Raw genomic sequence first — 18,835 nt, 5'->3', positions numbered from 1 at the left:
GTAACCCTTTGCCCCCCACATGTATGAAACAAATCGCTGAAAATCTTTGGCTGCTACAATACCCACTTTCGGTGCTGGGCACTCAGCATGGACGTAACGTCACCGTCATCCGGCTGCGCTCAGGCAAGACGATCCTGCATTCCATGGCTCCTTTTCCTCCGGCGGATGTCGGGGCGATCCAGGCCCTCGGAAAATTGGGCTGGCTGGTAGAGGCGATGCTGCTGCATGACACGTATGCGAAAGAAGGCCGCGCAGCTTTTCCTGGTGTGCCGTTCCTGGGTCCGCCAGGGTTTTCGGAGGTGGTGAAATTTCCCACTCAGCCGCTGTTGCCTGCTCCTGCTGAATGGAGTGGTGAAGTGGAGGTCTTCTCCGTGGACGGTGCGCCGAAACTGAAGGAGCACCTGTTTCTGCATGTGCCCAGCCGCACCCTCATCGTGGCGGACATCGTCTTTAACTTTGATCCCAACGAGCATGGATGGGACCGCTTTTTTCACCGTTACATTGCGGGCTTTAAAAGGTATCCGGGCATGAGCCGCATCTTTAAACTCTGCATCAGTGATCAGGAGGCGTTTCGAGCCTCCATGGCAAAAGTGCTGGCGAGTGATTTCGACCGTATCATCGTGGGTCATGGAGAGGTCATCGAAAGCGGTGGCAAGGCTTTGTTAAAGAGGGCGCTGGAGGATGCGGGGGTGGCGTAAATAAGATGCCCCGCCGAGTCTAGAAGACCCAGCGGGGCAGCTCGTTCAAAAAGGGGGTTACTGTTTCGGGCGGTTGTTGTTGTCTGCAGGTTCCGCAGGTGCAGCGGCATCTGCGGCAGGCGCTGGTGACGGAGCCTCGGTGGCCTTGGACTCAGACTTCACCGTCTCTGTCTTTTCGTTGTCGGAAAGCTTGGAGAATTCCGCCTTGCTGAGGCTGCCGCTGGCGTCTGTATCCAGCCGCTTGAAAACCGAGTCAGAATCTTTCAGAGCGCTGCCGAGATCTGCATTTACGGCTTCATTTTTACCGACACCTTCACCGCGTGCTCCCTGAGGCGGGGTGGCGGGATCGGTGACTGGTGTCTGGGCTGGAAGGAGATTGGAGGCCATGGCAAAGCCTGCGGCGAACAAGATGGGGCGTATGGATGTTTTCATAGAATTTGTGGTTAGGTCATGGCGAGATCCGAAAAGAAAACTTCGTGATCCGCCAGACAATAAAGGTTCGCCACTGCCGCCAGCTGTGGCCTTCAGTTGGGTATAAAGGACTAGAGTGCATGAGGCTGTGCAGTGAGTGAAGTGTTTGTGATGACATACATCCGCCTTCAATGCAGGGGGCGAATCAATGTGTCCGCAGCCACCGGTTCAGACCCTGGCTGGAAGTATTTCCAAGCGGCAATCCACTAACCTAACCAAATCTATGAAAACATTGATCAAATCCCTGGCATTCGCATGTCTCAGCCTTTCACTCGTCTCCACCAGCTTCGGCGCTGACGAAAAAGACGCTGAAAAAATGGCCGAGAAAAAGGCTGAAATGAACCACATCGCCATGAAAGACGGCAAAGTGTGGGTGATGAAAGACGGCCAGACCACTGAGCTGACCGAAACCGTCACTCTCAATGACGGCACCCAGGTCATGAAAGACGGCTCCTACATGGAAAAAGCCGGTGCTGAAAAGAAGACTCTCAAGGAAGGTGAAGCCATCACCTGGAAGGGCAAAGTGACCGATCATGAAAAAGTCATGAAGGACATCGAAAAGCACAAGGAAAAGAAGGCTGAGAAAGCCGCCAAGGAAGCTGAAAAGAAGTAAGCTACCGCGACCACCTTTCTAATGGCACCGCCTGAAAGAAACGAGGTCGCATCATTTTACCAAGCGCAAAGGCAACCCCTTTGCGCTTGTTTTTTTATAGGTTGGGTGTGAGTGGAAGCAATTATCGTTAGGCATCCAGGCTGGAAGGGTCACTCCAGCGGATGTTACGTCGCAGCCCGACGACGTGGAAATGGGCGTCGGAATCCAGAATGTATCCCTGCGCATCAAGCTCCATTCCTTCGCTTTCCAAGCGCTCGCGCTGAACCGCAGAAAGTGAGGCCTCCATGTTTTGGCTCACCCGTGCGTCAGAACTCACCACCCGATGCCAGGGCAGGGTGGCGGACTCCTCCTTCGTCAGTCGGCTCATCACGGAGGCCACATGCAGCGCCGCTACATTCATGTGCACTGCGATGGACCCATAGGTGGTGAACTTTCCAACAGGGATCAAGGCAACCAGCCGGATGACTTCCGCACGGATGCGCGTGCCAGCGAGGGACTTGGGCTTGGGCATGGGAATCTCTCACTTAGCCTGCAAGACCACTGAGGACGCTTCACCTGCTTTTACGACGGCCTCAATGGAAACTGTCTGGGTGCCGATCTTGGCTTCCAGAGAATATTCTCCCGCAGGGAGGATGAAAGAAGTGACTGAACCTGCGGTGATGCGGGTGCGCTTTCCTTCCAGGTTGGTCTTGGCGCTGTAAATGGTGGTGTAGGTTTTGACTACCGTGCCCGCTGCATCTTTGGGGGTGACATTGAGCACGCCACCGGGGACGAGGACGTGTGCTTTGGTCGCCTCGCCTGCTTGGACCTCGGCCTCTGTTTCACCAGTCACTTCACCCCATTTGGCACGGATGAGATAACGGCCGGCGGGGATTTGGTGTTCACTGCCGGTGCCGCTGGAGATCTGCTGGCGGCTGCCATCCAGTTTGGCGGCTGCATCCAGGATGGTATAAAAGGCCTTCACTTGCTCGCCTCCGGCCACCGGGGAGGCGGTCAACTTCAGCACGCCCGCGTTGGCGATTAATTCGCCTTCGGTCACTTCGCCGGGAGTGACCTCGAAAATATCCTCGGCCTGAGATTTACCCCACTTGGCCAACACGTGATATTCCCCAGCTGGCAGTTGAAATTCATTGCCTGAACCTGCCGTCACGCGTGGCCGGTTGCCCTTCAAATCTTTGCCAGCACGGGAGATGGTGAAAAACGCTTTGACCTTCTCTCCCCCTTCACTGGCCAGTGCTTGCAGGCGCAAAATACCGGCATTGTAAACGAGTGTAAATTTTGACTCTGGCTCCGCCGGGACGGTGATGTTTTCGGTGACGGCAGCGCTGCCCCAGGTGGCCTTCACTTGGTATTTTCCAGGAGCCAGTTTATAGCTCCCGCCGGAGCCACGTGCGACGATCTCAGGCTTCCCCTCCGCTGTGATGGTGAAGAAACTGGTCACTGCTTCTCCACCTTCGGCGAGTACGGTGAGCAGCGTTACATTGGCGATTTCCACCTCCGCCTTCGGGGCTGGCGGTGGCGGCTCGGGTGCAGGTGCTGGCAGAGGAATGGGTGCCGGGGCAGGGGCTTCTGGGTCTGCTGTTTTGACCATCGCGGTGGCCAGTGCATTGAGAAGGGTGGATGAATCCGATGCTGCTAGGAATTCGCCCCCGGTTGTCTCGGCAATGCAGCGGATGGCGTCCTGCTCATCGCTCCCCAGGTCAAAGCCCACCACATGGGCTGTGAAGTCGATACCCAGGCTTTCGAGTTCCTTCACGGCCACACAGGGATCTTGGTCACAGGTTTCGATGCCGTCACTCACCAGGATGACCGTGGCTTTCTGCTCTGTATTTTTCAGGATCTGGGCCGCTTGGACCAAGGAACCCGTCAGCGGTGTGCGTCCTTTTGGGAGAATAGCATTCATCGTTTTAATAAATGCCGCTTTGTCCACCGGACCCGGCTGGATGAGCATCTCGATGTCCGCGCAATCGCCCCGTTTACGATGTCCATAAACCATCAGCCCCAGGTGCAGCCGTGGATCCAGTCCCTCAATGATCTGAGTGATGGCCGCGCGTGCGATGTCAATTTTGGCACGTCCGTCGATCTTTCCCCACATGCTTCCTGAAGCATCCAGGATCAAGACCGCACGTGCAGGCGCAGCCACCTCTTGTGCGGGTCCCGGAGAGATCATCGAAACCATGGCCAGACAAGCTAATAGAAACCGGTTTTTCATAAAGGTGCACGTGCAGAGAAAGATACTCTGTCCCGATGATTTCGTTTCAACGGCGTATGAATCGCCCGTGCTGATCCATGCGCTGATGCTGGACTCAATGGGCCTCAACCATCACAGATGCGGCGCACCCTCAATCCCGTGCTAGCACACAGCGAAAGCCCACGCTGTCGCTGCGGTAGTCTTCAGGATCGTGCGTGCGGTGGCTGGTGAGCAGGGTTTCCGGTCGGGCGGTTTTCCAGGAGCCGCCGCGCAGCACACGCCAGTCCTTGCCCTCGCGGAAGCGGTCGGTGCACCATTCCCACAGGTTACCGCTCAGGTCGTAAAGGCCGTACTCATTGGCCCTGGAGGCTCGCGTCTTTACATCGCCGCCTGAGTGCACATCCCGATACTGCGCGATGAAGTTTTCCGGGAAATCTTTCTCCGATTCCTGTCCGCAAAGGTTGCCCGCGTCCGGCGGCGGTGGCCAGGTGCTGCCCCAGGGGAAATGCCCCCCGATGCGGTTTGATTTCGCCTCCGGTCCCAATGTGGGGGATTCCAGGTGGCCGATGCCTGCTGCACAGCTCCATTCGTGATCCGTAGGCAGCCTGTAGCGTTCTTTTTTATCGATCACTCCTGCTGCCTGCTCCCGCTTCGTCAACCATTCGCAAAACGCCATGGCCTCCGTCCAGCTCACATTCGAGGCGGGCCGCGCCGCCTCTGATGGAGGTCGATTTCGCGAGCGATCAAAGGACACCAAATGCCTCTCCTGAGTTTCCTCCTTGGCCACCATTAATGTCTCACCCCCCACCGGGACTTTGGCGAATTCCATCCCCAAGCTATTGGCCCAGCCCGCCTTCCGTTCTGGAGGTGGATTTTTGGAAACACAACTGCAAGCCACGAGCACGAGTATCGTGATAGACAGCCTTTGGAAAAAAGAGGAGTGGCAAAAGAATGGCATTGAAGCAGCCGGACTCGATCTTCGGGAAGGGAATAAATGGAGGTTCGGTGAAGCGCGTTCAGGGCCACCTAACAAAATCATGAAAAAGAGTCTGGATGATGCTCCTTGTCCCATCCACGACCTGTGCATTCGCGCGGACGATCTCCAAGCGCCCAGCTGATTTGGTCCAACACTATAGCCAGCTCAAAAAGAGAGAAAGTGCGGTAAAAATTGATTTTTGGGTGATGGGGAATGTGGGTGTGGAGGTAGAGAGTGTAAAAGGTCTTCCTGTCGCCTGCGGACAGCCATTGCCAGGTGCCGAAGACCGCTAGGAGTCCTGCAACGGTCATCACGCCTGGGCTGTGATACACTGCCCACATCATGACAGGTGTGAGAAGACGCCCGAGCCAGACAAAAGGGCGCAAGGGCGCGGCAGCAAGTTGGAAAAGAGTCACCTCATCCGCTCTCAAAACGCAGCGTGGCATTGAGATAAGACTTTCCACAGAACCTTTCGCAACCTTCAAAGACGGGGTCTGCAATTCGCCATTGCTGTTGATGGCCATGACTTTTCCGATCATGAAACATTCTTCAACCGTCCTTCTATCAATGCAACTCCCGTTAGGCAGGGACCAGTGACTCGCTCCTTCAAGGCTCTTTGAAAGGTGCGGTGGGGTGGCGTGCACCCAGGGCTTTGTTGTCTCACCCCTTTGAAGTCGGAGGAGGGGAAGTCAGAGGCTCGAATACCGAAAGGGAAGGCCCATCCAGGTGGCGGCTTGTTGGGCGTAATGGGCGGGCCAGGTAGAGATGCCCACCGGCCCCAGTGACTCATGCGTGCCATCGTGCAACTCGGCCACCACGGTGCTCCGGGGCGGGGAGCCGCCGCAACTCCGCGTCGAGAAACCGCGCACCCGCTCGGCCGATAGGCGTTTCCCCTGATAGCGGATCTCGCCTGGGATGCTGTTGGCGGGATCGCCGCGATCAAACACGACCATCCACCGTCCGCGCTTCAGTGTCAGCCAAGGGATCCAGGCAAAGAAGGCCGCCACGAATAGCATCAGTATACCGAACGCCTTTTCCCCGAGCGTGTTGGGTGTTTCAGGAAACAGGATCGACCAGCTCAGATAACCCGCCGTCCCCACAATCCCGAGCGTGAAAACAGAGGCGGCGAGGATCGACCCGCCGCTCTCGCGGATGTACAGGCACCGGCTGTCCGTGGCTACTTGGAATTCCCACTCGGATTTCCAGGTGAGGTGGCTCAGGTCTGAAGCGGGGGTGGGGGTATTGTCTGCCATTGTGATCTCCCGCAAAAACGGGCCTCCGTTGCATCACTGTTGGTTATTCTTGTTTCTGCACACCCGTGCAGAGACAGCACTCCATATGCCACGGAAGCGAGGGTTTTGGCAAGATCAAATGGTAGGGCCGCGCTGCGTCGCGGCCGTGGTTCTGTCTTCAACCGTAGGGCGGGTGTGTTCTGCGCATATGAGATCGAATTCACCCCAGACGAAGCCGCAGAATTACCCCCTGGGTTGGGAGCGCCTCGCCTATCTCTACGGTCGTTCATCGCCTTCGACTCCGCAAACATCCACACCCCATCTAAAGTACCGTCAACCATTCGACGACGCGTCGGACTCCCCCACCTCCACCGAAAGGCGGGTAATCCGGCGACCACGCTGATGAGCACTCATAGCTTCCTCCGCCGGATACACCCGCCCTACATTTGGCCTGTTCAAACGTTCGGCTTGCCTCAAGTAAGAGCTGATCCAAAGATCCAGGCATGACTTGGCGAATTCCCTCGTACATCCCCTTACCGGAGGACTTCCAGGGATTTGATCCGTGCCGCCGCACGCCTCAAGTTGAATTCTATACCTATGAGCGTCATTTGCCTCACTGGCGACTGCCGGGAGCTTGCTACCTCACCACCTTTCGTCTCAATGACTCCATCCCTGCGGACATCCTTCAGGCAATGCGCGACCAACTGAAGATGTGGAAACATAAGTTGCTGGAGGCGGCAGCGAAACATGAGGGCCAGTTACCCGCCGAGGAGCACTTGGCCTGGGTCGAGTTTCAACGAGGGCACCTGCTCAAGCTCGAATCGTTGCTTGATGAAGGCCATGGTGAATGCCTGCTTCGGAATGAACGCCATCGCCGTCTTGTGGATACCACCCTGCATCACTTCGAAGGTCGGCGTTGTGAGATGATGGCTTTCGTCATTATGCCCAATCATGTGCATGCCCTATGTCGGCCAATGGCGGGACAGGATTTGGAAAAACTCACGGGCTCCTGGAAACGTCATTCGAGTGAATCTCTCAATCGCATGACCGGCCGACGCGGTCGGGTCTGGCAGCAGGAAACCTTTGATCGGATCATCCGGGACGCTGATCATTTCCGTCAGGCGGTGCGTTACATCGCCAAGAACCCCTTCCAAGCCAAGCTCCAGCCTGAAGAAGCCACCGTGTGGTTCAACAATGCCATCATGAAATCCAATGATTGGACCTCCGGGCCGTAGGGCGGGTGTGTTCTGCGCGAGCGGGATCGAATTCACCCCTGATGCTGTCGCAGAATTACCCGCCTCTTTGGATGTCTCGCTCGCTACCACATTCCCAAGCCAGGCGGGTAATCCGGCGACCACGCTGATGAGCACTCATAGCTTCCTCCGCCGGACACACCCGCCCTACGGTGGACTCGTATCCCCTGGGATGGACACAAGTCGAATGGTATCGTATCGAGTGCTGGTGATACTGCCCCAAAGGCCAAAGGCTATGACCACCCATTTTGCAAAGGAGGTCCATGGATGAGTCATGAAATCAAATCTGCGCTGGGTGCCTTTGCGCTGGCTCTCATCTTTGGATTGATGGGCGTCAGGGGATTGGTCACGGGTAAGGCGGAGATTAGATTCTATGAATTCGACCGGCATAAAAACTTTGCCGGGTATTGGATTGTTATCATAGCTTGGTGGACGGCGGCGGCGGTCTGTTTGTTATACTCGTTAGGGACTCTTATGGGAGTCATGCTTTGACCGGTGAAGACAACAGTCTGTGCCCTTACCGATTATCGAAAATGGATACACACAGCAGCAATGCCCTCTTCGGTAAAGAGTGGTTTGCCCATCATCTTTCGGAGGCAGAAGTGGATGACCAAGAGACGCTAAAAGGCGGCTGTGAAAGGCATGGATGATCCATAGCTTTGTGAGCTTGTCTCACGGGGTACCTGGTAATTTTGCATCACTTAGGATACGATCATAGTTCCGCTTCAGAGCAGGGGCTGTGCTGACAGGCCACCATCCCTCTTGGATTAGGGTTTCGAGATGTTGTTCATCCGTTCGGTCTGTGGCAAAGTGAACCTTCACACCCTCAGGCACTCCGATCAGCAACATCACGTAAGTACCCCCTTCAAAAGAATCCTGCGCACCATAGGCTGAGAGATGCAGCGTCCCCCGGCTGATCTTTGCCACGATGCCCATCTTGGGGCGATAGTCAGCAATTGAGATAGGCTTATCTGTGTGACCAGCCGAGGAAAGAATCTTCTTCAACTGCCCGATGACCTCCCGCCCCTGGAGACGATACACCACCGCCTTTGACGGCAGAGAAAGGCGCTTGATCCCATGGGGCAACTCAAATTTAAACTGCTCATAGCACTCCGCGTTGGTAATATCCGGGTCAACCTTCCAGTCGTAATGATGAATGCTTTTTTGATATGCCGACTCAGGGTAACTCTGCGTGAGAGGCAGCCAGTTTGGCCTCTCCTTGGGGGAAAGGGTCTCGCAAGAAACCAGTCCTGCACTCACCCAAAGAAATGGCCAGAAAAGCATTTTCGTCATATCTTTGATTACCTCATGCCCCGGTCTATTCACAATAGGAATGTAAGTTGTCGTGATGTCTTTCCTTCAATAGCTTAGCGAGCTTATCTTACGTGTTACTTGATATTTTCTTGGGCCGCCGCATGAGCGTCCCGGATTTCTTGCGCTGGCATCTCATCGGGGGGGCAAGGAGCGGCCGCACCTTCCAGAAAACAAATCGGACGAGGCGCAGCTCGTCCCTACCAGCACCACTCAACACGCAGGCAACAGCCCATCACATTTCGCCTGGCATTTTATCCGCCTTGACCTCCTACTTCGTCATCACCAGAAAGCGCCACACCACCAGCATCCCCACACCGCACCACATCATCCACTCGCCCAGCTGGCGGGTGCGGGCGTCGTAGGTGTAGTGTTCGCCCGCCGGGTGGCGCTCTTTTGAAAAGGCCAGCGAGGCCCCGATGAGGATGCCCACCAGACCGCCGAGCAGCACGGAGACCCAGCCCAGGATCACCTGCCAGCGCGCTGCGGGTTTGCCCAGGGACAGCACCTCCATCACCTCGGCCGCCTTTGCCTCCGTCGCTGCCGGTTGGATGCCGCGCTCCGCCGCCAGCCTCCGCGCATGCACCACCACAAAGGGGTCCCACTCCAGCGGCGCGGCCAGGATCTCCAGCAGTTCCTCATCGGTGGAGCTACGCAGAAAGTGATCCCCCGGCAGCTCCGTCTCGGCAAAGGACGCCTCCAGGGCCGCGCGCGCCGCCTTCACCTCCGTCCAGGGCACCATCACCAGCATGTCCGCTGGGTAATCGCCCCGCCCCACCTCCGTGATGTCGAACCCCGCCCGCGTGCCCGCCACCCGGTGCGGCACCCCCGCCGTCGTCAGCGTCTCCACCACCGCCGCCAGTTCGTCCCCGCTCTTCGTCCGCACCAGTTCAAAGGAGTCACTCATTTCCGCAGCCAATCATATCAGGTCAAGCAGGTCAAGGACGCTACGCGGCGGTGGGGCTGTGCGTTCCAGCGGGCTGTGAATTTTAGACAGGATTTCAGGATGGGCAGGATTGACAGGAGGGGAACCTCGAAAACCGCCGGGAGTCGGCGCATCACCGGGATCAAATCTTGAGGGGCCGGACGCAGGAAATAATAGGATCGTACGCGCCAAGAGAGGGCGGGAAATTGCCTGTGGAAGGTATAGAGGATCAATAGATTATTGATTCATCTTCACATCATGCCCGGCATCCTTTTTATCGAAAACTGCTGTGACTTATCCGTCTTCGATCCGAAGATAAGCTCGCCAGGCAATTCGTTAACAAAAAGCCACGCCGCATGTCCCCACGAAATTTCGTTTTGTGAGCCCATTACCCACCATTGGCGTGAATCATCAAGTTGTTCATATGGCGAAATATCAAAAGAAGTGTCGGGAGGTTGATTTGCTAAACCATGTGCACAGTAGGGATTGAGCCTTTCTCGCATTCCAGCTCGAACACCTACAAAGTATGGAACCCAATTTCCACAACGAGGACGAACTTCTATGGCGTAGCGCCTACCAAATTTAGTAGGGTCAACGGCATAATATTTCATAAAATATGGGGCAATTTCGCGAGAATTATCCCCCACCGATATTCCCTCCATGCCAGAGATAACGCGTTCTGCCCAGACTGCGTCTTTGAGCGATACGTATAATCTAGTCGCAATCGATTTTGGAATTACCTGAGAATCCACATTGCCATCACTAATCCCTATTAGTGGATATATCTGACCTCGGCGATTCAGTGCTTGATCAAGTGCATAAGACAACTCTTCTTTGCAGGGTTGACTCATCAAACTGTTGGCCGTCAAATAAATTGCCCATCCGTCCGACTCTTCTTTATTTGAAATATGATGTTCGATTTGCTCCCAAAGCCTTTGCCCTGCAACAAGTGTCCACTTGTCACGCTTCACTTTGAGTCCTTTGCGCTCTAACTCTTGCTGGATAAAGCTCACTTGATCTTCATCGTCTTTCCATGAGTAAGTGAGCCAAAGTGTTTTCATATTAAGCTTGGAATTTAGGTCGTATTTTAAAATTGGTTCCTGAGGGATAAAGTGCAGATGCTAAGAAGCACAAAGGCCATGAAGGAGACATCGGTTTTGTCATAACGCGTGGAGATGCGGCGCATCCTTTTGATCTTCTCAAAGAAGTTCTCCACGCAGTGCCTTTTCTTGTAAAGCTCCTTATCGTAAGCCACCGGGGCCACCCGATTGCTGCGCGGCGGAGTGCAGGCTTTCATGCCCTTGCTTGCAATGATCTCGAGCAATGCATCGCTGTCATAAACCTTGTCCATGAGAACCTTTCTGGCCTCCACCGATTCCAGCAACGCAGGTGCATGCACGACATCGGCCTCACTTCCCGCTGTCAGGATCAATGACTGTGGCTGGCAGCGTCCGTCCACGGCAGTGTGCAACTTCGTGTTGAGTCCGTCCTTTGTACGTTTCATGACCTGCTTTTCCTTGCCTCCGGCGGGGTTGACCCCATCGCGATGAACCTTGATGTGCGTGGAGTCAATCATGCAAAGGTTTTTGCCCCCATGCGAGTCCATCTGCTGAATGGCCAGTCCCAAAGCCCTGCCTTGGCCCAGCGGCTGCAGTGCCCGTAAAGGAAATGCAAGGCACATCCAAGGCGCGCCATGATTTACTCTCCTTAAGCACGTAGAGAACACCTGCGATGATGGATTCCAAATGGTTCAATGGGCTACCTGCTCGAAGTTCCATATCCTCTCCCTTCTGGTATTTAGAGGTCTATGGATTTTAACTTGGGCCAGTTCAGGCACCACAGATTGATAATCGGGGTGAAGTTTCACGTCTTTTGTAGGCTGAATTTACACCGGTGGCAATTCTAAAACACGCTCTAATGATTCGTCTTCATATTTCCCCTGGGCATCTTATCTCATGAAAACCAAAAATCCTTAAAGGTTACGACATTGGTATGGCGAATTTTAGCCATCATGTAGATAGGACAATAAAAAAGCAAAGCGACGCCAAAATAGAATACTATACCGACAGCGATTTGTGAAAGACCATCGCGAATAGCCGCCCCAGCTATACCCGAATTTCCCGGGTTAGCCTTGCTGTAGCGTATCTCAAATTGATGCTCGTTATCGAGATGAACAACGGATTTTCCACGATATTCTCGGCCATCGACGAAATATGTATAGTTTTGATGCGAAGAAATACGGGTTAAAGGTATTCGGGCTCCTCCAATCCGCGCAGGCAGTTGAACGGCCGAATTACTTTCATAATACTCCCGCTTATCGACCGTGGCCATTGTGCTCTCACTAAATAACCATCGCACACCGTGAAACAGATTTCCGAAGCCCTCCCAGAGAAAACAAACTAGCAAGAGAGCGCACGTTAGTTTAAACATTGCCCAAACGATTTTCGCTGGATAAGTAAACATTGTAGCAGTGCAAATTAATTGTCTTGATCGAAGATTGGACGGAGAGCTTTTGGTTTTGACTCGCTTAGTTGTGATAGCGTGCTGTGACGAAGCATCCCAATGAAGAAAAGACAATTTTTAACGCTCAATTAAGCCTGCGAAATTTTACTCGGCATATAATCAATGCCAAAGTCTAAATTTAAGTAATTGATGATCGATCTGGTAAATAGTTTTAAAGGGATTATTTGCCAATCAAGAAGACTCACTGACAAGCCTCACAAGTCCCGCCGTTCCGCATCGCCTCAATCGAGCAGGCCTGAATCTGCTCTTCGGTGTAAGCCGCAGCTTTGGTGGGGTCTTGGCCGACGATGCCGCGCATTTCCTTCTTCACTTCGACATCGGCTTTTTCGATGTTGGAGGCGGAGCGGGTGCGGAGATAGTAGGTGGTTTTGAGGCCTTTTTTCCAGGCTCCGCGATACATGTGGGAGAGGGTGCGCATGTCGCTCTCGCCACAGAAGAGGTTCACGGACTGGGACTGGTCGATCCATTTCTGGCGGCGGGCGGCCGAGTCGATGAGCCAGCTCCAGTCGATGCTGAAGGCGGTGGCGTAGCGGCGCTTGAGGTCCACGGGGATTTCCTCGATGCCTTCGATTTCGCCGTCCATGTACTTCAGCTTGTTCTGCACCTCGGGGGTCCACAGGCCGCGTTTTTTGAGGTCGCGGATCAGGTAGGGGTTCAGCAGCATGAAGTCGCCGCTGAGATTGGACTTCACGAGCATGTTGCTCATGAGCGGCTCGATGCAGGGGCTGGAGCCCATGATGTTTGAAATGGTGGCCGTGGGGGCGATGGCGAGGACGTTGCTGTTGCGCATGCCGTGCTTGGCGATCTTGGCGCGCAGGGTGGTCCAGTCCATTTTACCACCACGGGGGACGTCGATTTCCATGCCGCGCTCCTTTTCCAGGAGGTCCACGGTGTCCTGGGGGAGGAGGCCGCGATCCCACTTGCTGCCTTTATAGGAGGAGTAGGTGCCTTTTTCTGTGGCGACGTCGCTGCTGGCCTCATAGGCGTAGTAGGCGACGGCTTCCATGAATTCATCGTTGAATTCGACGGCTTCCTTGGAGGCGAAGGGGATGCCTTTGCGGTAGAGGGCGTATTGTAGGCCCATGACGCCGAGGCCGATGGGGCGGTGACGCTCGTTGGAGGTCTTGGCGGCGACGGTGGGGTAGAAATTGATGTCGATGACGTTGTCCAGCATGCGCACGGCGGTGCGGATGGTCTCGCGCAGTTTGGCGTGGTCGATGTTACCGGCATCGTCCAGGTGGTTGTCGATGAGGACGGAGCCGAGGTTACAGACGGCAGTTTCATCCGCGCTGGTGTTCAGCGTGATTTCCGTGCAGAGGTTGCTGCTGTGGATGACGCCGACGTGGTCCTGCGGGCTGCGAACGTTGCAAGGATCCTTGAAGGTGATCCAGGGGTGGCCGGTTTCGAAGATGGACTTGAGCATCTTTTTCCACAGGTCGAGGGCTTCGACTTCTTTGGAGAAGATCTTGCCCGTTTTGGCCAGGGCTTCGTATTCGACGTAACGTTTTTCAAAGGCGGAGCCGTAGAGCTCGTGCAGGTCTGCCACTTCATTGGCACGGAAGAGGGTCCAGGTGCCACGGGACTCCATGCGCTTCATGAAGAGGTCCGGGATCCAGTTGGCGGTGTTGAGGTCATGCGTGCGGCGGCGTTCGTCGCCCGTATTCACGCGGAGCTGGAGGAAGTCCTCGATGTCGTTATGCCACACTTCCAGGTAGGCGCAGCCGGAGCCGCGACGCTTGCCGCCCTGGTTCACGGCGATGAGCTGGTCATTGTGCAGCTTCAGGAAGGGGATGACGCCCTGGCTTTCACCATTGGTGCCTTTGATGTAACCGCCGGTGCCGCGCACGCTGGTCCAGGAGCCGCCGAGACCACCCGCCCATTTGGAAAGGAAGGCGTTTTCCGCGATGCCACGGATCATGATGGACTCGATGCTGTCATCCACCTTGTAGAGGTAGCAGGAGCTGAGCTGGCTGTGCAGGGTGCCGCTGTTGAAAAGGGTAGGCGTGCTGGAGCAGAAGCGGCGGCCTTTGTACAGTTTGTACAGGGCGATGATTTTGTCCTCCGGGTTGTCCTTTTCCTGAATGCAGAGGCCCATGGCCACACGCATCCAGAAGAGCTGGGGTGCCTCCAGGCGCTTGCTGGGCTTGATCTTTTTATCGACGATCAGATAACGGTCATAGAGGGTCTGGATGCCGAGGAAGTCGAAGTCCATATCGGCAGTGGGCTCGAGAGCTTCGGCCAACTTGTCGAGGTCGAACTCGAGCAAGCGGGGGCTGATGCGGTCGATCTCGACGCCACGGGCCAGATTGCGGCGGAAGGCGCGGCGGTGGAAATCGCGCAGGGCCTCGATGCCATCTTTGACGATGTCCCAGCCGAGCACTTCTTCATAGATGTAGCTGAGGCGGATACGGGCGGCGAACTTGGCGAAGTCCGCGTCCTTTTGCATCAGGGTCTTGGCATTGAGGATGACGGTCTGCCGGAGGTGATCCAGGGTGATGTCGGAATTCAGGGAGCGGCGCAGCTCCATTTCGATCTCGTTGCGGGTGAGGCAGAGATCCAGGCCGAGCATGGCGAAGTCGATGCGCTTTTTGAGGTCCTGGCCGTCCCAGAAGAAAGTCTCCGTGGGGCTGGCGCGGACGACGATGAGGGCCTGCTGGTCATGGTCTGCCTGGCTGAGGCTTTCGGCGATTTCCTCGTCCGTCTCGCGCATTTTGGAGCGGAGGGCACGATACTGGATGTAGGCGCGGGCGACCTTGAAGAAGCCCTGCTTCATGAGCTCCTCCTCAACGATGTTCTGCACGTCTTCGATGTGCATGAACTGCTTGCCTTCTTCCGCGACGAAACGGCTGACGGATTCGGCCACCTGCACGGCGGGGGAGGAATCCATCTCCATGGAGAGGAAGGCTTTGCGCACGGCGATCTCGATCTTGTTATGATTCCAAGGCACGAGCTGGCCGCTGCGGCGGATGACTTTGGTGCTCACGATGAGAGGCTGCGGCAGGTTGTTATCGGCGATGCTGTCGTACTCTGTACGTTTGCGGCGCTCCGCCAGACTGCGGGCCACGTCGTGGGCATTGTGGCGGACGAGGGCGCGCTCGATGCAATGATAGATGTCTTTTCCACTGAGGATGCCCGCGCTGCCGGCTCCATCGGCAAGCTGGACGGTGCGCTGCTGCAACTCATCCGCGACAGCGCGGGAGATGGTCTGCACGAGCTGCTGGTTCTTCTCGTTGTAGATGTCCCCTTCCTTTTGGCGGGCCATGAAGAGATCCGCCAGGGCGCTGCCGACGGTATCGGCGATTTCACCCATATCAAAGTCACGCTCATCCCCACCGACCTGCACCTTGATGGCGGAGGCGGAGGAATCAGCCACACCGACGGTCAGCGCGCTCCATTCGAAGCGCGGCTTTTGGTCTTTAGGAGTGTGGGCGACCCTTTTGAGTTCCTTGTCTTCGTGGAGCAGGTTCTTGATCATAACGGGGAGCGGAGTGGAATGGATGGAGGCAGAAAAGGGCATTGGCAGGCCGAAAAAATCCGCGCCGGAGCATTCCAGCGAAACGTTTTCACCTACCGGGTGGAGAGTGGCTTACAGGTCGTCGTCTGAGCAGGCGGCGAGGGAGGAGGACTTCTGATAGTCCGTGACTTTTCCTTCGAAGAAGTTCTGCTCCTTGCGGACGTCCATCATCTCCGCCAGCCAGGGCAGGGGATTGGTGACGCCGGGGTTCAGGGCAGGGAGGCCGCAGCCGGCGAGGCGGCGGTCGGCGATGAAGTCTGTATAAAGCTCAAATTCGGCGGAGCTTAGGCCGACGGCGTTCACGGGCAGGCAGTCGCGGATGAATTCTTTTTCCAGGGAGACGGCCTCGCGCATGGTTTCGACGAGGTCCTGACGGAACTCGGCGGTCCAGATGTCCGGGTTTTCCTCAATGAGGTCCATGAACAGGTTGCGGAAAACTTCGATGTGGTTGGACTCATCGCGCAGGGTATAACGGAACATCTGTCCGATGCCGGGGAACTTGTTCTGGCGGTAGAGGCTGAGGATCATGCCGAAGAGGCCGTAGAACTGGGTACCCTCCATGCACTGGCCGAAGACGAAGATGTTTTTGGCCAGGAGCTGCTTGTTCTCCAGTTTGGTGAGGTCCAGGTCGCGACGCAGATTGTTAGAATGCTTCGTCACGAACTCGTTTTTCTTCACGATCGTGGGGATCTGCTCGAACATGGCCTCGCACTCATGCGGGTTGATGCCCAGGCTGGAAATCATGTACAAAAGGGAGTCCGCGTGGATGTTTTCCTCATGCGCATGACGGCCGAGCACGAGCTTCAGCTCCGGTGCGGTGACGAGCTCCCGGACGACGTGCTGGACGTTGTCACCCACAATTCCCTCAGCGGCGCTGAAGTAACCGATGCCCATCATGATGATCCAGCGCTCGTTTTGGGAGATTTCGTGGGAGCGCCATTGCTCCACATCTTTCTGCATCTGGATATCTTCAGGCTCCCAATGGTTAGCCTTCATGATGCGATAAAGATCATACGCCCACTGATATTTGAGGGGCAGAAGATTGAAAGTCATGGTCTGGCGGCCATTGATGACTTTTTTGGCAGCGAAAGCTTCTTCGGCTTTGTCCTGGTCCAGTTTAAACTCGCGAGAGCCAATCTTGTAGATTTTATCCATGAGGTATCAGAATCGGGTTGAAAAGTTGAGAAAGGTTGAGGGAGGAGAGAATGAGGGGCCGGAGGCTACATCCACCAGATATAGCGAGAGCCGGGGTCGATTATGCACTACATCTTGTGTCCATCCAGGTCTTTTTGCCATCAGAAGGGTTGTGGGAATGTTTCACAACGCAGCGCCAAGCGTTCCACATGATTATAATTTTTCGGCCGTTAATATGGCATAATTGATATTGAATTATGAGAATCTTCGCAAAAAGGAGTGAATACCTTCAAAGCCAACGCATTGTGAATAACTTTGGTTGAGGGAGGCCCGAGAGGAAGTTTTTTGGGTTATTTTCACTTGCAAACAGGGGCTGTGAGGACAGTCAGGCGGGGCCATCCCACAAAGGCGCTTGCCAAAAAGGCGTCTGCCCCCATATTCGCCGCCCCTTATGGACATTTTGATTGGCATTCTGACAGTGGTCGAGGTTCTCGTCTGCCTCCTCCTCATTCTCATCGTTCTCATGCAGCGCCCGCGGCAGGAGGGCCTTGGAGCTTCTTTTGGTGACGGGATGATGTCCCAGATCGCCGGGGCGCAGACCACCAATGTCCTGCAGAAGTTCACGGTGTATCTGGCTGTGGCCCTTTTTATTCTGACGCTGAGCCTGGCTATGCTGGTTTCCCGCAAGCAGGCACAGAAAGTCGGCACCCGTATTTTTGACGCGCCTCCGCCACCTGCTGCCCCGGCTGCGATTCCAGCCGCCACGACGACCCCTGAAGCAACACCTGCAGGTGCCGCTGCACCAGTGGCTCCTGCAGCTGAAGCACCGAAGCCTGCTGAACCCGCCAAGCCTGCCGCCGGTGAGGCAAAAGCCACAGAGCCTGGTGTGCCGACCAAGCCACTCATTGATGCCGCCAAGGAGACAGCCCCAGCCCCTGCAACTGAAGCGCCCAAGCCCGCCGCCCCTGCTGAGGCACCGAAGCCTGCTGAGCCAGCTCCTGCCCCTGTGGAAGCTCCTAAACCTGCCGAGCCAGCTCCGACTGCACCGGCCCCTGCAGCGCCTGCTGCTCCGCAACCCTAACCCAAGCTCGCTATCCTCGAGCTGAAACCCCGTCTTTGACCGCCCTATGAAACCCGGCGGCTTGGCCCTCCCCACTCATCCTGCACACCGTGGCTCATGGTGTGGAGGATACATGGTGTTCCTGGCCGTGCTGCTCTTTTGCGGTCAGGGGATGGCCGCAGGATTTGTCCGCTGCCAATTGGCGGACGGATTTGATTTTCCGGTGGGGAAACCCAATTCGGACGGTTACTACAAATCACGGGGCTACTGGCCCAACGGTCACTTGGGGGAAGACTGGAATGGCAAGGCTGGCGGAGACAGCGACCTGGGAGACCCCATCTATGCCACAGCACGTGGCGTCGTCGTCATCTCAGAAAACATTGGCGTCGGTTGGGGAAACTGCATCATCGTCCGGCATGCGTATCGGGATGAGACCGGGAAGATTGCCATGGTGGACAGCCTGTACGCGCATTTGCATCAGCGGATGGTGAAAGTGGGTCAGACGGTGGAGAAAGGCCAGCTCGTGGGCACCATGGGCGGCAACAACGGCATGTATCTGGTGCATTTGCACTTCGAAATGCGCAAGAACCTGCGCATCGGCATGAACCGCAGCCAGTTCGCCCGGGACAACAGCAATTACTACAGCCCGACGGACTTCATCAACAAACACCGTGTGCTGCCGACGAGCTTTCAGAAGTATCCCATTCCGCTCGGCATCTTTGCCCCCTATGGACGCTCCCTGGCGGATGCCCGCAGCGATGGTGGTGAAACGGCGGTGAAGGTGCCTACGCTACCATCAACCCAGCGCAATCTGCCAGATACCGGCCCCTCCGCAGATGATGAAGATTTTTGGTCCAAGCTACGCACCCGTCTGAAGCAGGGGAAAATGACGGAAGGTGTGGATCCCCCGCCTTGAGGAGCCGAGGGCTTCGGA

19 protein-coding genes are annotated in these 18,835 nt (G+C 55.8%); 6 read left to right on the top strand and 13 right to left on the bottom strand.

Annotated elements, in window-relative coordinates:
- The first annotated feature begins 23 nt into the window (after nt 1-23).
- On the top strand, nt 24-698 hold the full coding sequence (locus EI77_RS05405; RefSeq protein ID WP_133793715.1) for an MBL fold metallo-hydrolase: 675 nt from the start codon (nt 24-26) through the stop codon (nt 696-698).
- A 57-nt stretch (nt 699-755) separates the two neighbouring features.
- Here EI77_RS05405 and EI77_RS05400 read toward each other — a convergent pair whose 3' ends face one another.
- Nucleotides 756-1,130, bottom strand: coding sequence for a hypothetical protein (locus EI77_RS05400; RefSeq protein WP_133793714.1), 375 nt, complete (start codon nt 1,128-1,130; stop codon nt 756-758).
- A gap of 262 nt (nt 1,131-1,392) precedes the next feature.
- On the opposite strand from EI77_RS05400, the gene EI77_RS05395 reads away from it, so the two are divergent.
- Nucleotides 1,393-1,782 (top strand): DUF6799 domain-containing protein, encoded by a 390-nt coding sequence (locus tag EI77_RS05395; RefSeq protein ID WP_133793713.1) that lies wholly within the window; start codon nt 1,393-1,395, stop codon nt 1,780-1,782.
- A gap of 127 nt (nt 1,783-1,909) precedes the next feature.
- Here EI77_RS05395 and EI77_RS05390 read toward each other — a convergent pair whose 3' ends face one another.
- The 5 genes from EI77_RS05390 to EI77_RS05370 all read right to left on the bottom strand — a co-directional run bounded on the left by EI77_RS05390 (nt 1,910) and on the right by EI77_RS05370 (nt 6,202).
- Complete coding sequence (locus EI77_RS05390) at nt 1,910-2,293, bottom strand: MGMT family protein (protein WP_133793712.1); 384 nt, start codon at nt 2,291-2,293, stop codon at nt 1,910-1,912.
- 9 nt (nt 2,294-2,302) lie between these two features.
- Entirely contained in the window at nt 2,303-3,994 is a 1,692-nt protein-coding gene (locus EI77_RS05385; protein WP_133793711.1) for a vWA domain-containing protein, read from the bottom strand.
- Nucleotides 3,995-4,124: 130 nt separating this feature from the next.
- Entirely contained in the window at nt 4,125-4,802 is a 678-nt protein-coding gene (locus EI77_RS05380) for a formylglycine-generating enzyme family protein (protein ID WP_166647057.1), read from the bottom strand.
- Nucleotides 4,803-5,008: 206 nt separating this feature from the next.
- Nucleotides 5,009-5,488: a hypothetical protein gene (locus tag EI77_RS05375; RefSeq protein ID WP_133793709.1), complete on the bottom strand. Its 480-nt coding sequence runs from the start codon at nt 5,486-5,488 to the stop codon at nt 5,009-5,011.
- Between the two features lie 150 nt (nt 5,489-5,638).
- Nucleotides 5,639-6,202 carry a hypothetical protein gene (locus EI77_RS05370; protein WP_133793708.1) on the bottom strand — a complete coding sequence of 188 codons (564 nt, stop codon included), beginning with the start codon at nt 6,200-6,202 and terminating at the stop codon, nt 5,639-5,641.
- A 482-nt stretch (nt 6,203-6,684) separates the two neighbouring features.
- Here EI77_RS05370 and EI77_RS05365 point away from each other — a divergent pair, with 482 nt between their 5' ends.
- Together EI77_RS05365 and EI77_RS05360 are read left to right on the top strand one after the other, a co-directional pair.
- Entirely contained in the window at nt 6,685-7,416 is a 732-nt protein-coding gene (locus tag EI77_RS05365) for a transposase (protein ID WP_133793707.1), read from the top strand.
- A 285-nt stretch (nt 7,417-7,701) separates the two neighbouring features.
- Nucleotides 7,702-7,926: a hypothetical protein gene (locus tag EI77_RS05360; protein ID WP_133793706.1), complete on the top strand. Its 225-nt coding sequence runs from the start codon at nt 7,702-7,704 to the stop codon at nt 7,924-7,926.
- 180 nt (nt 7,927-8,106) lie between these two features.
- Here the strand turns inward: EI77_RS05360 and EI77_RS05355 are convergent, their stop codons facing one another.
- From EI77_RS05355 to EI77_RS05325, 7 genes are all read right to left on the bottom strand, one after another.
- Complete coding sequence (locus tag EI77_RS05355; RefSeq protein WP_133793705.1) at nt 8,107-8,727, bottom strand: hypothetical protein; 621 nt, start codon at nt 8,725-8,727, stop codon at nt 8,107-8,109.
- Between the two features lie 289 nt (nt 8,728-9,016).
- Nucleotides 9,017-9,652 (bottom strand): hypothetical protein, encoded by a 636-nt coding sequence (locus EI77_RS05350; RefSeq protein WP_133793704.1) that lies wholly within the window; start codon nt 9,650-9,652, stop codon nt 9,017-9,019.
- Nucleotides 9,653-9,921: 269 nt separating this feature from the next.
- Complete coding sequence (locus EI77_RS05345; RefSeq protein WP_133793703.1) at nt 9,922-10,731, bottom strand: toll/interleukin-1 receptor domain-containing protein; 810 nt, start codon at nt 10,729-10,731, stop codon at nt 9,922-9,924.
- 26 nt (nt 10,732-10,757) lie between these two features.
- Nucleotides 10,758-11,276 carry an IS5 family transposase gene (locus tag EI77_RS05340; protein WP_341806006.1) on the bottom strand — a complete coding sequence of 173 codons (519 nt, stop codon included), beginning with the start codon at nt 11,274-11,276 and terminating at the stop codon, nt 10,758-10,760.
- Between the two features lie 347 nt (nt 11,277-11,623).
- Entirely contained in the window at nt 11,624-12,001 is a 378-nt protein-coding gene (locus tag EI77_RS05335) for a hypothetical protein (RefSeq protein WP_133793701.1), read from the bottom strand.
- A 373-nt stretch (nt 12,002-12,374) separates the two neighbouring features.
- Nucleotides 12,375-15,668: a ribonucleoside-diphosphate reductase subunit alpha gene (locus EI77_RS05330; protein ID WP_133793700.1), complete on the bottom strand. Its 3,294-nt coding sequence runs from the start codon at nt 15,666-15,668 to the stop codon at nt 12,375-12,377.
- A gap of 111 nt (nt 15,669-15,779) precedes the next feature.
- Complete coding sequence (locus EI77_RS05325; protein WP_133793699.1) at nt 15,780-16,862, bottom strand: ribonucleotide-diphosphate reductase subunit beta; 1,083 nt, start codon at nt 16,860-16,862, stop codon at nt 15,780-15,782.
- A gap of 430 nt (nt 16,863-17,292) precedes the next feature.
- Here EI77_RS05325 and secG point away from each other — a divergent pair, with 430 nt between their 5' ends.
- Together secG and EI77_RS05315 are read left to right on the top strand one after the other, a co-directional pair.
- Complete coding sequence (gene secG, locus EI77_RS05320) at nt 17,293-17,922, top strand: preprotein translocase subunit SecG (RefSeq protein WP_133793698.1); 630 nt, start codon at nt 17,293-17,295, stop codon at nt 17,920-17,922.
- Nucleotides 17,923-18,034: 112 nt separating this feature from the next.
- Nucleotides 18,035-18,817: a M23 family metallopeptidase gene (locus EI77_RS05315; RefSeq protein WP_243838664.1), complete on the top strand. Its 783-nt coding sequence runs from the start codon at nt 18,035-18,037 to the stop codon at nt 18,815-18,817.
- Nucleotides 18,818-18,835 lie beyond the last annotated feature (18 nt).

This window comes from Prosthecobacter fusiformis (assembly GCF_004364345.1).
GTDB lineage: Bacteria > Verrucomicrobiota > Verrucomicrobiia > Verrucomicrobiales > Verrucomicrobiaceae > Prosthecobacter > Prosthecobacter fusiformis.
The sequence above is the reverse complement of the archived record's forward strand: the minus strand, read 5'-3'. Positions and strand labels throughout refer to the sequence as shown.

Excerpts from the sequence above, each read along its gene's own strand:
- EI77_RS05405 (WP_133793715.1), top strand. The coding sequence starts at position 24 with ATGAAACAAATCGCTGAAAATCTTTGGCTGCTACAATACCCACTTTCG.
- EI77_RS05400 (WP_133793714.1), bottom strand. The coding sequence starts at position 1,130 with ATGAAAACATCCATACGCCCCATCTTGTTCGCCGCAGGCTTTGCCATG.
- EI77_RS05395 (WP_133793713.1), top strand. The coding sequence starts at position 1,393 with ATGAAAACATTGATCAAATCCCTGGCATTCGCATGTCTCAGCCTTTCA.
- EI77_RS05390 (WP_133793712.1), bottom strand. The coding sequence starts at position 2,293 with ATGCCCAAGCCCAAGTCCCTCGCTGGCACGCGCATCCGTGCGGAAGTC.
- EI77_RS05385 (WP_133793711.1), bottom strand. The coding sequence starts at position 3,994 with ATGAAAAACCGGTTTCTATTAGCTTGTCTGGCCATGGTTTCGATGATC.
- EI77_RS05380 (WP_166647057.1), bottom strand. The coding sequence starts at position 4,802 with ATGGAATTCGCCAAAGTCCCGGTGGGGGGTGAGACATTAATGGTGGCC.
- EI77_RS05375 (WP_133793709.1), bottom strand. The coding sequence starts at position 5,488 with ATGATCGGAAAAGTCATGGCCATCAACAGCAATGGCGAATTGCAGACC.
- EI77_RS05370 (WP_133793708.1), bottom strand. The coding sequence starts at position 6,202 with ATGGCAGACAATACCCCCACCCCCGCTTCAGACCTGAGCCACCTCACC.
- EI77_RS05365 (WP_133793707.1), top strand. The coding sequence starts at position 6,685 with ATGACTTGGCGAATTCCCTCGTACATCCCCTTACCGGAGGACTTCCAG.
- EI77_RS05360 (WP_133793706.1), top strand. The coding sequence starts at position 7,702 with ATGAGTCATGAAATCAAATCTGCGCTGGGTGCCTTTGCGCTGGCTCTC.
- EI77_RS05355 (WP_133793705.1), bottom strand. The coding sequence starts at position 8,727 with ATGACGAAAATGCTTTTCTGGCCATTTCTTTGGGTGAGTGCAGGACTG.
- EI77_RS05350 (WP_133793704.1), bottom strand. The coding sequence starts at position 9,652 with ATGAGTGACTCCTTTGAACTGGTGCGGACGAAGAGCGGGGACGAACTG.
- EI77_RS05345 (WP_133793703.1), bottom strand. The coding sequence starts at position 10,731 with ATGAAAACACTTTGGCTCACTTACTCATGGAAAGACGATGAAGATCAA.
- EI77_RS05340 (WP_341806006.1), bottom strand. The coding sequence starts at position 11,276 with ATGGACTCGCATGGGGGCAAAAACCTTTGCATGATTGACTCCACGCAC.
- EI77_RS05335 (WP_133793701.1), bottom strand. The coding sequence starts at position 12,001 with ATGGCCACGGTCGATAAGCGGGAGTATTATGAAAGTAATTCGGCCGTT.
- EI77_RS05330 (WP_133793700.1), bottom strand. The coding sequence starts at position 15,668 with ATGATCAAGAACCTGCTCCACGAAGACAAGGAACTCAAAAGGGTCGCC.
- EI77_RS05325 (WP_133793699.1), bottom strand. The coding sequence starts at position 16,862 with ATGGATAAAATCTACAAGATTGGCTCTCGCGAGTTTAAACTGGACCAG.
- secG (WP_133793698.1), top strand. The coding sequence starts at position 17,293 with ATGGACATTTTGATTGGCATTCTGACAGTGGTCGAGGTTCTCGTCTGC.
- EI77_RS05315 (WP_243838664.1), top strand. The coding sequence starts at position 18,035 with ATGGTGTTCCTGGCCGTGCTGCTCTTTTGCGGTCAGGGGATGGCCGCA.